This window comes from Pleomorphochaeta sp., from assembly GCF_050031695.1.
Lineage (GTDB): Bacteria > Spirochaetota > Spirochaetia > Sphaerochaetales > Sphaerochaetaceae > Pleomorphochaeta.
Genome location: NZ_JBNAIC010000073.1, coordinates 48,296 through 62,201, shown reverse-complemented (window position 1 = coordinate 62,201; position 13,906 = coordinate 48,296). Strand labels below are relative to the sequence as shown.

The window sequence follows — 13,906 nt, the reverse complement described above, 5'->3', positions numbered from 1 at the left end:
AATATAAATGATTTTTCTATAAAAACTATAATACTATTTTGTAATTGTTATTATTTTTACTCATTTTTAGAAAAAAACATTTTTCTTTTTACTAATAGTTGTGTATATTATACATATGAGTGGATTGTATGATAAAGAATTAAATTTTAGTTTTTACAGTGAAAATAGTAAAATAAATTTAAAATCAAATGGTAATAAAAGATTAACTATATTATTAGCAGGTTTTGCTTATGATTTAACAATGCCTATTTTCTACTATGTAAATAAATTACTCGAAAATAAAGAAAGTGATATATTACAAATTGATTTTGGATACTCCAAAAATCAAGATTTTATAAAATTAAGTGAAAGTGAACAGGATAAAATATTTGATAAAGATGTATCAAATTTACAAGAATATATTGAATCATTAGACTATGAAGAATTAATGTTTATTGGTAAGTCTTTAGGGACTTCTGCTTGTTACAAATTATTACATTCTGAAAATATTTATCATAGAACTAAAGGCGCAATTTGGTTAACTCCAGGAACTTCAGCATATCAAATAAGTAAATTTATTTCTAAAAATGATATAAATAATTTATTAATATATGGTGATAATGATAAGTATAAAAATGATTTAGATATGACTGCATTAAGTCAAAGTAGCTTTAATCTAAATCTTATTTCTATTGAAAATGCTAACCATTCATTAGAAAGTAATAATTGTGTAGAATCAATAAATATTTTAAAATATGTAATTGAAAAGATTAATATTTTTATAAAAAATTAATTTTATTTTCATTCATTAATTAATAATAAAATAAATTCTATTTTTATAAGATATGCTCCTTAATTACTGTAATAACCTGAATTTAGGATTATTTGTAATGTTATAAGGAGCAATTATTATAGGTTAGAAATTAATTTATTATTTTAGTCTTCCTTCTGTTATTTCTTGTAATTTTTTAGTTAATTTCATATTTTCGCTATAGTCGATAGGGCATTCAATAATAACAGGTTTGTCCATTGTAAAAGCTTTTTCTAATTTAGGAATAAATTCTTCATTGCTTTCAATTTTCATACCGACACAACCCATGGAATCAGCTAAAGTAACAAAATCAGGATTAGTAAAATCAACAAAACAATGATGTCCAAATTGTTCATCTTGCTTCCATTTTATTAATCCATAAGCATTATCTGCTAATATTATAGCAACGAAATTAATTTTACACCTAACTGCAGTTTCTAATTCTTGCATATTCATCATGAATCCACCGTCACCACTAATAGCTAGTACTTTTTTATCGGGGTTAATTAACTTAGCAGCAATTGCTCCCGGTATAGCAATTCCCATTGTTGCAAAACCATTAGAAATAATACAGGATTGTGGTAATTCACAATTATATTCTCTACCTATCCACATTTTATGAGCTCCAACATCGGAAACTAAAATAGAATTAGAATCCATCACTTTTCTAACATCATATAATAATTTTTGAGGTTTCATAGGGTAGGAACTGTCATTTTTAAAACTTTCATAATCTGTTTCCATTTCTTTTTTTATTTTGAAAGCCCATTTAGGGAATTCATCTCTACTTGCTCTTCTTTTTATTTCATTTAAAGAAAAATCGATATCGCCTAGAACTTCGCATTCTGGTTCATAATATTTATTAATGTGAGCAGGTTTACTACTAATGTGAATTATTTTTTTATCTCTGTTAGGATTCCATTTTCTAGGAGCACATTCAACAAGATCATAACCAATAGCAATAATTAAATCTGCTTGATTAAAAAGAATGTCTTGATAATCTTTTTGTGGAATTCCAAAAGTCCACATACTATATCTATTTTTCCATGAAATAACACCTTTTGCCATAATAGTATTAAGGGTAGGTAACATTAAATGTTCAGCAATTGAAGTAACTGCTTTGTTAGTATTATTTCTAGCAGCTTCAGCACCAACTAAAATAATAGGATTTTTAGCTTCTGAAATAGCAATAGCTGCTTTTTCTATTGAAGAAGCTGTAGCGTAACCTTTTTGCACAGGTACTTTTTTCATAGGCTTATCTTCAACTCTCATTTTTGCGATATTACAAGGTAAGTTTATATGAGTTGCTCCTGGTTTTTCATTTTCTGCGTATTTAAAAGCAATTCTAACTATTTCACTAACGGTATCTGGTCTAACAATTTCTTTAGATTTTTGAGTAATAGGTTCAAACATTTTAATTAAATCAACATATTGATGTGATGTTAAATGCATCCTATCAGTACCTGCTTGTCCAGTTATCGCAACTAAAGGAGCTCCATCCATATTAGCATCTGCAACGCCAGTTACTAAGTTTGTAGCACCAGGCCCTAAAGTTGATAAACAAACTCCGGCTTTACCTGTAAGTCGTCCATAAACATCAGCCATAAATGCTGCTCCTTGTTCATGTCGTGTAGGTATGAATTTAATTGTTGATTTTTCAAGAGCATTCATAACATCTAAGTTTTCTTCACCAGGGATTCCAAAGATGTATTCAACACCTTCTGTTTCAAGACATTCGACTAATAAGTCCGCTGTATTCTTAAATTTATCCATTTTTGTACCATTAAATAGTTATACTATTTTTTTCCTACTTATTAAGATTATTTTATGAAACAAGTTAACATCTAATGAGGATTAGAACAACAGTAAATTTGAAGAAATACGCAATTTTAATATGTTTTTTTTTGGTATTTATAAATCTGTCATTCTTATAATATTTGTAGTTTTCTAATATTTTATTCTACATTTTTTCAGCAACTTCTTATTAGATAAACATATATAATTAAAGATAGTGAAATATTATCTATTTATATAATAAAAGTAAGTTAAAAAGTTGACTTTAATATATAATAAAGTTATTATTTAACTAACAAAAAGGAGAAAAAGTATGAAACAAAAAGAATGGAGTAAGGATCAAAAATTAAAAACTAAAAGGATTATTGATGAACTAGATGTAATAGCCTTTTGCTTTGATTTATCTGGGAAAAATAAAGGATGTAATTTAGATCATATAGATGGAAGCTATGGCTATATTAAGTTAATGGATGCTGCAAATTATAAATATCCTATTTATGATTATGAAACTGATGAATTATTAGCAACATATGAATCTCTTGATGATTTAGTTAATAATGGATGGAAGGTAAGTACTTAGATATAAGAAATTATAAATAACATATTTAACAAACGGTAAAAGTATATTTAACTATTTGTTAATCAATTTATTTTTATTTACCTATAATTTCTTGAGTAATACATTTTTCAAAGTAGTTAGAAAGATTTTTATCAGTACAATAAATATAACAACCTTTTAATCCTCTAGTCATTAGAGTTCTATAGGTATTCCTTATTATTAAATCAATTTTATTTAAGGCTTCTGGATTTTTCTTTTTAGCTAAACCTTTAAGACCTTTTAAAGAGATATCAGATTTGGCTTTTTTAGTGTAATCTGTAATTACTTCGCCATTTTCATATCTTAAATCATCTCCTATAATAACACCAACATAATCAAATTCTAAACCTTGACAAGTATGAATACATCCTATTTGATTAACTGAAGTATCATCTATGGCAAAAGGTAATTTAGATTGACTTAAATTCCATTGCATTTCAAAATCATCAATAACAATATCATTTATATTTTCAGACGGATTCTTTTTACTAATCCAATTCCAACAATATCCAGCAACTAACCTAGATTTATTTTTTATTTTATTTTTATTTATAATAGCTTGTTTTAATTCATTTGGACTATCAAATACTCTAAAATCGTATGTAACTCCTTCTAAAGATATATTTGCTGTTTCCTTAATTTGCAAAGTATTATCTATCCAAGATAAATATCCATCAGATCCACCACATCTAAATTGGCTAGTTAATTCAGTTTCAAAACATTCTGCATTTAATGTATCTGCCCATTTTTTTATTTCAGTAATTGATCCAATATCTTTCGAAGTAACTCTTTGATTTTCATCTATAAAGAATACTGAAGTTTTAGATGCTTCGATTATTTCTTTAATTTGATTATCTCCTAGATTTTGATACATTCCAGATTTCTCATTTAGTCTATGTGCTTCATCACAAATTAATAAACCATAACTATCCTTAGGAGTATTTATAAAAGAACCTGAGCCTAAAAATAAACCTTTAATGTATTTTGTCTTAAAATCTTTTCCTTTTAATTTTTGGTAAAAAACTTCTCTAGGTGCACTATTTTTTGTAACATATGATGAAAAAATCCCCATATTAATTATTTTTACTAGTAAATTTATGGCTACAACTGTTTTACCTGTACCAGGGCCTCCTTTTACTATAATAACTCTTTTTTTATTATCTAACTTTGATTGTTTTGTAAAATTTAAAATTTGTTCATAAATAACTTTCTGCTCATCTATCATAATAAATTCAGGATTCTTTTTTAACATAGAAAAAATACTATCTTGTAGAGATTTAGCAGGATAAAGTTCACTTTTTTCTATCATTTCAAGAGATAATAATTTATCACCATATTTTATATGCTTCTTGATATATTGTTTAAGCTTATCTCTATCCGTAATTGTAAAAATAGGGGCTCTTTCTATAATGTTGTCAAATTTCGAATCAATTATTGGATCATTATTCTTTATATTATAATTGTGTAGATAAGCACAAGGATTTAATTTTATATTATTAAGTTGAATATTTTTATTACTATTTTTTAATAATTCTGTGTATGACCATACTTGATAGGAAGGATGTGCAACTATTCTATTGCCGTTGCCAGTATAAGTTTTTACAACATCTTCTTGATTTTTTACTTCAGTTACTTCTTGCCATTGTTTTAATTCTACAAATAAAGTTTCCATTTCTTTATTTTTATTATATCCAGATAAAATAAAATCTACTCGTTTTGATGTAGTTGGGATGTTATATTCGATTGCAACACCAACATCTTCAGGTATATCATTGTCATCAATAACATCTTTCATTCGAATCAATGAATTCATCCATGAGTTTATTTCACTAGGGCTTGTTTTTCGATGCATTTTATCAAATACCATACTTTCTATTTTTTGTACATATAAACCTGAATTAACATCATTTATAAACCCTGTTTTAGTATTTTCATAGATAATCATTTCATTTCCTCAGTGTTTTTGCATTAGTTAATAACTATTTTAATATAAAAATAATAAATAGGGAAGTTTATTATAATTTACACTAGAGGGTCTTCTATTAGAAAAGTCCAAATAGATTGGCAATTAGTAATACAGTTATCAGAAATTAAAAAATATTTACCAAAAGATGAACCTATATTTGCTAATAAACTGGTTTATAATTCTACAGTTAACGATATTTTAGCAAGGTACTGTAGAAAATCGAATATTCCTATTATTTCTATTCATGGATTAAGGCACACACATGCTTCTTTATTATTATTTGCTGGAGTTTCAATAGCTAGTGTAGCAAGAAGATTGGGGCATTCTAGTATGACAACTACTCAAAAAACTTATCTTCATATAATTCAAGAATTAGAAAATAAAGATATTGATTTAGTTATGAGATCTCTTTCTGGATTGATAAATTGAGAAAATATATAAAAAATAATAATATTATACATATAATTGAGAAATTATCTCATTAAATTGTTGATTTTGTATATTTTTATCATTATATTATAAATAAGAGGAATAATTATGTTAATAGAATTTAAATTTAAAAATTTTAAATCTTTTAAGAATGAAACTTCTCTAGATTTTTCTGCAACAAAGATTTCTGAATTTAATATACATGTACGTAATGTTAGTAACCAAAAAGTATTACCTTTATCTGTAATTTATGGTGGTAATGCTAGCGGTAAAACTAATGTAATTGATGCTTTTTCTTATATGACAAATTATGTTTTAAATTCGTTTTCCTATAGTGATGAAGAAAAAAATGATAAATTAGATTTTTTTTCTAATATCCCTTTTTTATTTGATTTGGATTCTAAAAAAAATCCTTCAGAATTTGAAATTTATTTTACAGTACAAAATCCTGACGATGAAAAAATATATAATTATGGATTTTCAATAAGAGAGGGAAAAGTTGAAGAAGAATGGTTAAATTATAAGGCTAAAACCTCTAGAGGAAATTATCGAACTATATTTTATAGAAATATTTTAGAAAACAAACTTGATTTAAGTGGTTTACCTAAAAAGAGTCATGATAATATTAAAATTTCTCTAGGGAAAGAAGTTCTTATTGTGTCTTTAGGAGCTAAACTTAGAATAGAAAAACTTAAAATAGTTAGGGATTGGTTCTCAAAAAATAAATTTGCTGATTTTGGGGGTCCCTTAAATAATTATTTTATTTCTAAAACTTTACCTGTTAATTTTATAGAAAAAGAAGTTCAAAATAGTGTAGTTAAATATCTTTCAACATTTGATCCTTCAATTATAGGATTTAATGTTGAAGTATCATTTTCAAACAATATCAATGATAATAAAAGAAAAATATATAACATTGAATCTATACATAAAGTTAATGGTACAAATAAAACAGTAAGTATTCCTATAGAGAAAGAATCAGCTGGTACTTTAAAAATGTTTTCACTTTATCAGTATTTTCAAGATGTTTTTAAAAATGGAAGTGTACTTTTAATTGATGAATTGAATGCTAGATTGCATCCATTATTAGTTAGAAGCATTATTTTATCTTTTGCTAATCCTGAAATTAATAATAAAAATGCACAATTATTATTTACATCTCATGATTCATGGTTATTAGAATCAGATACTTTAAGACGTGATGAATTTTGGTTTACTGAAAAAAATTTTGATGGTATTTCTTCATTATATTCATTAGTTGATTTTAAAAGTGAAGATGGAAATAAAATAAGAAAAGATGAAAATTATGAAAAAAATTATTTAATAGGAAAATATGGGGCAATCCCTAAATTATCACAATTAATATTTTGAGAGGATTAGTTATGAGTGATAACAAACGTAATGTAAAACGAGGTAATAGAAATAATAGAATTGGTACAAGGGTCCCTAATTTAAGTTATTATTACATATTTAGTTTAAAAAATGGTAATTCATACCAATAAACAAAAAATACAACTACAATATATAGATAAGTAAAAGAAATAAAAAATAAGATATTATTAAGATTAAACACAGTATTTAGTAATACTGTGTTACTTATTAATACTTAAGTCTTTTTAATTCTCTTTGAGCATCTTTTTTAAGATCTCTTTCTTTAATAGCATTCTTTTTATCATGAAGAGCTTTACCACGAGCAAGGCCAACTTCCATTTTAATTAGGTTATTTTTTAAATAAACCTTAGTTGGAACAAGAGTTAAACCTTTTTCATCAATTTTTCTTTTTAGTCTTTTTATTTCTTGTTTATGAGCTAAAAGTTTTTTCTTTCTTTCTGGTTCATGATTAAAAATAGAACCTTGCTTGTATGGCTGAATTGTAAATTGTAAAAGTAGTAATTGACCATTTTCAATAGTAACGTAACTATCAGTGAAGGAAAATCTTCCTTCTCTCATACTTTTAACTTCAGTACCTGCTAAGCTCATACCACATTCAAGTGTTTCAACAATTTCATAGTTGAAATAAGCTTTTTTATTTTTTAATAAGAATTTATTTTGATCTGATTTATCTTTCATTATTAATCTACCTATAATTTATTTAGTATAAGCAATTCTAAATCCCATATATTCAAAACATGCAGATTTTTTCATTGCACCAACTCTGTTAATATCAACTGAATTATTTAATAAAGAGCCGCCTTTGACAACTATATCAGTAGTATAATTTTCTTGAGTTTGAATAATTAAACTATCTCTATTATCAACAACTTTACTTAATGGGATGTATGGGGTGCTAGTATATTCCCAAACCCCGCCTAACATTAAGTCAAATTGATTATCATCACTTGTTGTAGCAATTAATGAATTACTATAAGTATTTTCAATGTAATTAGTTGATCCAAAACAAGCTAAAGTCCATTGTTCTTCGCTTGGAATGAATATATTAGTATTTGTTTCAGCACTTAACCAAGTACAGAAAGCTTCTGCAGCATAATAACTTATATTAGTAATAGGCTCAAGAGAAGGGAAGGATGTTGATAAACTAATACCCTTTAAATAATTTTCATCTACAAGTCCTTTTTCTAATAATGATTCAATATTACTTTTTGCCCAAGTTGGGTTTTCTACAATAAATAATGAATATAAATAGTTAGAAATAGGAGTTTTAGATAAATAGAAACTACTATCTAAGTTTATTTCAATACCAGCTTCGTTAATACTTGGATAAGTATTGTAAGTAGTATCTCCCATTACAAATGAAGTTGGTTCAACTTTTAAAGTAGAAATAATAGCTTTATCACTTATCTTTAAAGTATCAATAGTTGTATTTATTTCTACATTTTTAAAGGCTTTACCTATATTATTTGAATCACCATTAAATAAAGCTTCAGCTTTTAGTAAAGAATCATCTGCATCAATCCCTATATAATCATAAGCAGCTTTTGCATCTTCAAGCATTTCAACAGATGTTATAAATGAAGAAGCTAGATTCAAATCTTCTTTTATTTCACTTTCGCTTAATTCAAAAGCAACAGCATCTTTAGCATATTGAGAAAAATAAGGAATATAGTTTGTAATAGCATTAAAAGTTAAAATAGAACTTTGATCTATGATTAAATTAATATCATAATTAATTATGTGATTAATTTTCTCAGTTGTTAACTCATTGAATTCTAAATTAACATTTTGGTATCTATGAAAGATATAAGTTAAGAAAAGGGGATGACCTACTGTAATATTTTCTTTTGCAATAATTTGAGAAGCTTTTTTATAAACAACTTCATGTTCACCACTTTCTATAAATTCTTGTGCAGGTGTTCCACTGATGTAATTTCCATCAACATATACACCAACATTATCTATTTCGCTATTAAAATTAACAAATTTACCACCGTTTAAAATCCCTGGTAAAAAGCCAATTAAAAAAATAACTAATAAAACTACAAAAACAACTAAAGCTAATACATAAACACCAGGTCTCATGTTACCAACTTTAGGTAATACAACGTCATCAATCTCAGGTAAGTCTTTTATTTCTTTCATATCTTACAAGTTACTTATAGCTTTAATCCTTGTCAACTCTTTTAGTTTATTGTATGTTGTTATCATGAGTTTATTTTTAGATAAAGTTGAAAAATTTAGCATAAAATATTTGACAAAGCGTAAAGCTTTGAAAATATATAAAAAAGAGCATCCAGTAAAAAGAACTTTTTGGGGTGAAGTAAAAGGGTGGGTTGATGCCCTTGTTTTCGCTGTAGTAGTAATACTACTTCTTAACCAATATATATTCCAATTATTTGTAATACCAACTCCATCTATGGAAAAAACTATGTTAGTTGGGGATAGGGTATTCGTAAATAAAAATGTTTATGGACTAGAAGTGTGGCCAGGTGGTATTAAACTAGGTTCAAATAACAGAGTAGTAAGACGAGATAATATAATTACATTCTACAATCCTGAATATGAATCAAAAGGTCCTTTATTTGATGTTGCAGCACAAATGCTATTTTCAGCAACTTTTTCTCTAGTTAACATTGATAAAAATGAAGATGGAACTCCAGCAGAAAGACTTTATGTAAAAAGAGCTGCTGCTATGAACAATGACACAGTTAGATTTGTTGATGGCAATGTTGAAATTAGAGTATCTGGAAGTGATGAATTTGTAAATGAAATGGATTATAGAGAAGCTAATGAATTAAGTTTAGGTCCAAATAGACTAATTGATGATTCATATTATTCAGGACTTAATGCTTGGGCTGCATTAGTAGCATACAGAGATAAAAACTTATCAAATTCTACTTATACTCCTTCATATTACATGAATGACTATAGTGAATTAACTGATACAAATTATCCAAAAGATATGTATCAATTTATGAAAATAAAAAATTACACAGAATATAAGATCGATCCAAGTGATTTTTCATCAAGATCTAGTTTTAACCAATTTGATAATGGTATAACAGTTCCAGATAATTATGTACTTCCTTTAGGAGATAATAGAGATAATTCTAGAGATGGTAGATATTTTGGACCTGTTTCTCAAGATACTATTATTGGTAGAGTATTCTTTAGATTCTGGCCTTTAAATAGAATTAGTTATTTAGGAAATCAATGATAAATAACAGATATCTTAATTTATTAGAAAAACAAGATTCTCTCTCTTTATATATTCACATCCCTTTTTGTAATACTAAATGTTATTACTGTGCTTTTTACAGTGAAAGTAGTAAATGTTGGGATGAAGTGAAAGTTGACTCTTATTTGTCTAAATTAAAGAAAGAAATAAAAGTTCTAAAATCATATTATAATAAACCTTATGATACTGTATTTATTGGTGGGGGAAATCCTGGAGTTTTAGGTTATAAGAGACTTAGAGAACTGTTAATCGAAATAGGACCATCAAAAGAAACTTCTTTTGAAATTAATCCAGAATCATTAACTTTAGAATATATTAATTTATTTAAAGAAGGATTAGCTACAAGAATATCAGTTGGAATTCAATCATTTGATGATAAAATTTTAGAATTATTAGGTAGAAATGCTAGATATAATGATAATATTAAAGCTTTAAAGATTATAAGTAATTTAGATTTATTAAAAATAGATTTAAAGAATAATTATTTTATAAAAAATAATTTAATAACTGAAAAAGAATATCTATCCCTTAATACAAGTATAAAATATTCTTTTGATTTAATGAGTTCATTACCTACACAAAAAAAAGAAGATAGTATTAAAGATATTGATACATTATTAAAATATACTAATTTAAAACATCTATCTCTTTATTGTTTAAGTGTAGAAGAGGGTACACATTTATATAATCTAGTTAAAGATAAAATAATAAATAAAAATGATGATTTATTTGAAAAAGATTTATTAGAAAATCTTTGGTTATATTTAGAAAAAAAAGGTTTTGAACATTATGAAGTTTCTAATTTTACAAAAGATAATAATAAATGCTTACATAATTTAAGATATTGGGATTTATCACCTTATATATCACTCGGATCTTCTTCAGCTTCAACACTTTTTGATGAGAATACTTTGATAAGATTAACAAATACATCTAGTATCAACAGTTATATTAAAAGTGATTTATTTAATGAGTATGAAGTTGAAGAATTATCTAAAAGTGAATATTTAGATGAATACCTTATAGTAACCCTTAGAAATAATAGAGGATTAAATTTTCCTACATTAAAAGCACATTTTCAAATTGAAAAAGATATAGTTATAAAAGCCTTTAATACTCTAGGTGATAATTTATATAAAATAAGTGGTGATTTTCTTCATTTAACAGAAGATGGTTTTCTTTTATTAGATACGATTATTTTAGATATTTCTGTTTTTCTTGATAAATATTTAAGATAGAAGATCTTTTTGTATACCTTTTAATAAATATTTTAAACGGTTTTTATTTAAATCAATAAAAAGTTTATTTTGTTTACCTTCTTCTACGTTAATTAGGCCTAAATCATATAGTTTATTAATATGGTAATTCATTGTCGCAGCACTTAAATCTAATTCTTTTGCTAATTCATTAGAGTAATATTGTTTATTTGATAAAAGTTTTATGATTTTGTATCTTTTTGGTTGGCTTAAATATTTGGCTAAAAGTATAAAATATTCTTCATCATCATTTTTTGAATTTAAAATGAAATCTCCAAATACAATATGTTTTGCTGATAAATGAATGTTATAAATATAAGGGCAATAATAGCTATATATTAGCTTATAATCTTTAATGGTGTTTGAATCATAGAAGTTATTAATTTTTTTATAAAACTCATCACTATTGTTATTTAATTCATTATTAATGTTAATAATGCTTTTCTTTATAGTTTCTTTATCATTATTGAAAAGATCCTTTTTATATTTTTCATGAATTTTATTTAATTCTAAAGTAAAAGAAGATAGTACATCAGAATCTTCAATAATAGATAAAATTAAATTCGCAGATTTTAAAACATCAATATTATTATTTAAATTACCATCTTTAGAGTTAATTATAGTAATTAATTCTATTTCACTTAAACGGCACATTATATCAGTAGCATAATAATGGTTTAAAAAGTTTTTAAAGGTATTTAAGTTTATATCATTAAAATTCATTTTTCTAAATAATAAATAATTTAGATAATTAAAAAGGACATTTGTATTATTAAAATAAGTTATTAAGAAGTTTTTTTCTAAAAAGGTATAAGTCTTATAATATCTATTAATGAATTTAATATAGTTAAGAAGATTTTCATCATTAAAAGAAAAAGGAGAATCCTTTTTTAAATCTGTAATTTTTTGATTAAAATAATCAATGTTAGAAATAGTATCTATAAATAAGATAAAGTCTATACTTTCATTAAAATAAATTTTTTCCATATTGTTATATCCTTTTTATTAATTTATCATATTTTTTTTCTTTTCTAAAGAAAAAGCTAATTACTAAAAAAAGTGTTGTTGAAAAAAGTATTGTAGTTGAGACACTAAAGTTTTCAATTAATAATCCATAAATCAAAACAGCTATGGGGGATAGAATTTGAGAGAGGGATGTTACAAGACCTGAAACTCTCCCTCTAAATTCATCTACTATATTTTTTTGAAGAGACGTATTCATCAATATATCTATAAAACAAACTAGGTAGCCAAATATAAATATAGTTAGAAAGAGAAGAATATTATTATAAGTGTTATTAATACTAAAGAGAGTTAGTATAAACAGTGCTATATGAGTGAAAGCTATTAATAAGGTTTTATTATATATTTCACTAAATACTAATATCTTATTTGTTTTTTTTATAGCAAATAAAAGGGATGCTATAATCATACCAAACGGTAGAGAGCTTTGTATAATAGAATAATTAATTGCTGATAGCTTTATTACATTTACACAGTAATAGGGAATAACAATAGATAAATTCATAAAGATAAAATTAATTGCCATAGCATCTATTATTATAAACAATACTATTTTATTATTTTTGATATAAATAATTGAACTTTTAATATCACTGAAAAATGAGTTTTTGACTTTATTAATACCTAAATTAACTTTTTCACTAATATCAATTTTGAAAAAGATTTCAAGAATAGCTGAAATAAAAAAAGAAATTGCATTAACTACTATTATATCTTTTATAGAAAAAAGCAAATATAGAGATCCCCCAATTATAGGACCTACAATCTTTATTAGAGAATCAAGAAAGGAATCAATTGAGTTTAGTTTAACTAATTTATCATCATCAACAAGATTCGGAATTAAAGAGTCAATATTTACTGAGAAAAAGGCATTAAATGTGGAAAGTAAAAATGTTGTTATATAAATTATAGGTAGGGTAAGTTCTGTTTTTTTTAATATTAAAAAGATCGTAAATAAAAGGGCTGAAGATAAAAAATCCATTAATATAATAAATTTCTTTCTTGAAAATTTATCAGCTAAAATACCAGCTATAGGGGAAATGATAATTCTTGGAATCATAGATAACATTATGGTTAGTGAAAAGGTTAATCCCGATCCAGTTATTTGTAAAACATATAAACCTATTGCAAAATTATATATAACAGTTCCAAGACCTGAAATTAAAAACCCTAAGAAGAATATTCCCATATTTCTTTTATTTTTGTTCATTAAAGCCTCTAATTAAATAAGATATTTATCTTATATTGTTAATATATTAGATGTTTATCTAATGTACTTAGAATATTAGATATTATTATATATGTCAAGAAATTATATTTAAAGTAAAAATTAGGATTTATTAAAAGGAATATAATCTGTCTATTTTTAATTTCAATATTTATATTGACCAAAGATTTTAATGTTTTTATATTTGTT

General features: G+C 24.9%; 12 protein-coding genes. 6 read left to right on the top strand and 6 right to left on the bottom strand.

Translation table 11 applies throughout. The features are described from left to right. Window positions 1-115 precede the first annotated feature (115 nt). On the top strand, window positions 116-772 hold the full coding sequence (locus tag ACPKM0_RS12365; RefSeq protein ID WP_472476380.1) for a hypothetical protein: 657 nt from the start codon (window positions 116-118) through the stop codon (window positions 770-772). Window positions 773-910: 138 nt separating this feature from the next. Here ACPKM0_RS12365 and ACPKM0_RS12360 read toward each other — a convergent pair whose 3' ends face one another. After that, a complete protein-coding gene (locus ACPKM0_RS12360; RefSeq protein WP_472476378.1) occupies window positions 911-2,563 on the bottom strand; it encodes an acetolactate synthase large subunit in 1,653 nt (550 codons plus the stop codon). A 334-nt stretch (window positions 2,564-2,897) separates the two neighbouring features. Between ACPKM0_RS12360 and ACPKM0_RS12355 the strand changes: the two genes are divergently transcribed. Then, on the top strand, window positions 2,898-3,164 hold the full coding sequence (locus ACPKM0_RS12355) for a hypothetical protein (protein ID WP_472476376.1): 267 nt from the start codon (window positions 2,898-2,900) through the stop codon (window positions 3,162-3,164). A 73-nt stretch (window positions 3,165-3,237) separates the two neighbouring features. Here ACPKM0_RS12355 and ACPKM0_RS12350 read toward each other — a convergent pair whose 3' ends face one another. Then, window positions 3,238-5,127 carry a DNA/RNA helicase domain-containing protein gene (locus ACPKM0_RS12350; RefSeq protein ID WP_472476374.1) on the bottom strand — a complete coding sequence of 630 codons (1,890 nt, stop codon included), beginning with the start codon at window positions 5,125-5,127 and terminating at the stop codon, window positions 3,238-3,240. A 57-nt stretch (window positions 5,128-5,184) separates the two neighbouring features. On the opposite strand from ACPKM0_RS12350, the gene ACPKM0_RS12345 reads away from it, so the two are divergent. Further along, window positions 5,185-5,577 (top strand): site-specific integrase, encoded by a 393-nt coding sequence (locus tag ACPKM0_RS12345; RefSeq protein WP_472476382.1) that lies wholly within the window; start codon window positions 5,185-5,187, stop codon window positions 5,575-5,577. 108 nt (window positions 5,578-5,685) lie between these two features. Further along, window positions 5,686-6,948: an AAA family ATPase gene (locus ACPKM0_RS12340; RefSeq protein ID WP_472476372.1), complete on the top strand. Its 1,263-nt coding sequence runs from the start codon at window positions 5,686-5,688 to the stop codon at window positions 6,946-6,948. A 228-nt stretch (window positions 6,949-7,176) separates the two neighbouring features. Here ACPKM0_RS12340 and smpB read toward each other — a convergent pair whose 3' ends face one another. Together smpB and ACPKM0_RS12330 are read right to left on the bottom strand one after the other, a co-directional pair. Then, on the bottom strand, window positions 7,177-7,647 hold the full coding sequence (gene smpB, locus ACPKM0_RS12335; protein ID WP_472476371.1) for an SsrA-binding protein SmpB: 471 nt from the start codon (window positions 7,645-7,647) through the stop codon (window positions 7,177-7,179). Between the two features lie 18 nt (window positions 7,648-7,665). Further along, a complete protein-coding gene (locus ACPKM0_RS12330; RefSeq protein ID WP_472476369.1) occupies window positions 7,666-9,114 on the bottom strand; it encodes a formylglycine-generating enzyme family protein in 1,449 nt (482 codons plus the stop codon). Window positions 9,115-9,178: 64 nt separating this feature from the next. On the opposite strand from ACPKM0_RS12330, the gene lepB reads away from it, so the two are divergent. Together lepB and ACPKM0_RS12320 are read left to right on the top strand one after the other, a co-directional pair. Then, the gene (gene lepB / locus ACPKM0_RS12325; protein WP_472476368.1) at window positions 9,179-10,189 is read left to right on the top strand and encodes a signal peptidase I; all 1,011 of its coding nucleotides are present in this window, start codon (window positions 9,179-9,181) and stop codon (window positions 10,187-10,189) included. Next, window positions 10,186-11,448, top strand: coding sequence for a coproporphyrinogen-III oxidase family protein (locus ACPKM0_RS12320; RefSeq protein ID WP_472476366.1), 1,263 nt, complete (start codon window positions 10,186-10,188; stop codon window positions 11,446-11,448). The genes lepB and ACPKM0_RS12320 overlap by 4 nt, the downstream gene beginning before the upstream one ends. On the opposite strand, the gene ACPKM0_RS12315 is transcribed toward ACPKM0_RS12320, so the two are convergent. Next, window positions 11,440-12,453, bottom strand: a complete 1,014-nt coding sequence (locus ACPKM0_RS12315; protein ID WP_472476365.1) for a helix-turn-helix domain-containing protein — start codon at window positions 12,451-12,453, stop codon at window positions 11,440-11,442. The two genes, ACPKM0_RS12320 and ACPKM0_RS12315, sit on opposite strands and share 9 nt — an antisense overlap. Before the next feature lie 4 nt (window positions 12,454-12,457). After that, entirely contained in the window at window positions 12,458-13,699 is a 1,242-nt protein-coding gene (locus ACPKM0_RS12310) for an MFS transporter (RefSeq protein ID WP_472476364.1), read from the bottom strand. Window positions 13,700-13,906 lie beyond the last annotated feature (207 nt).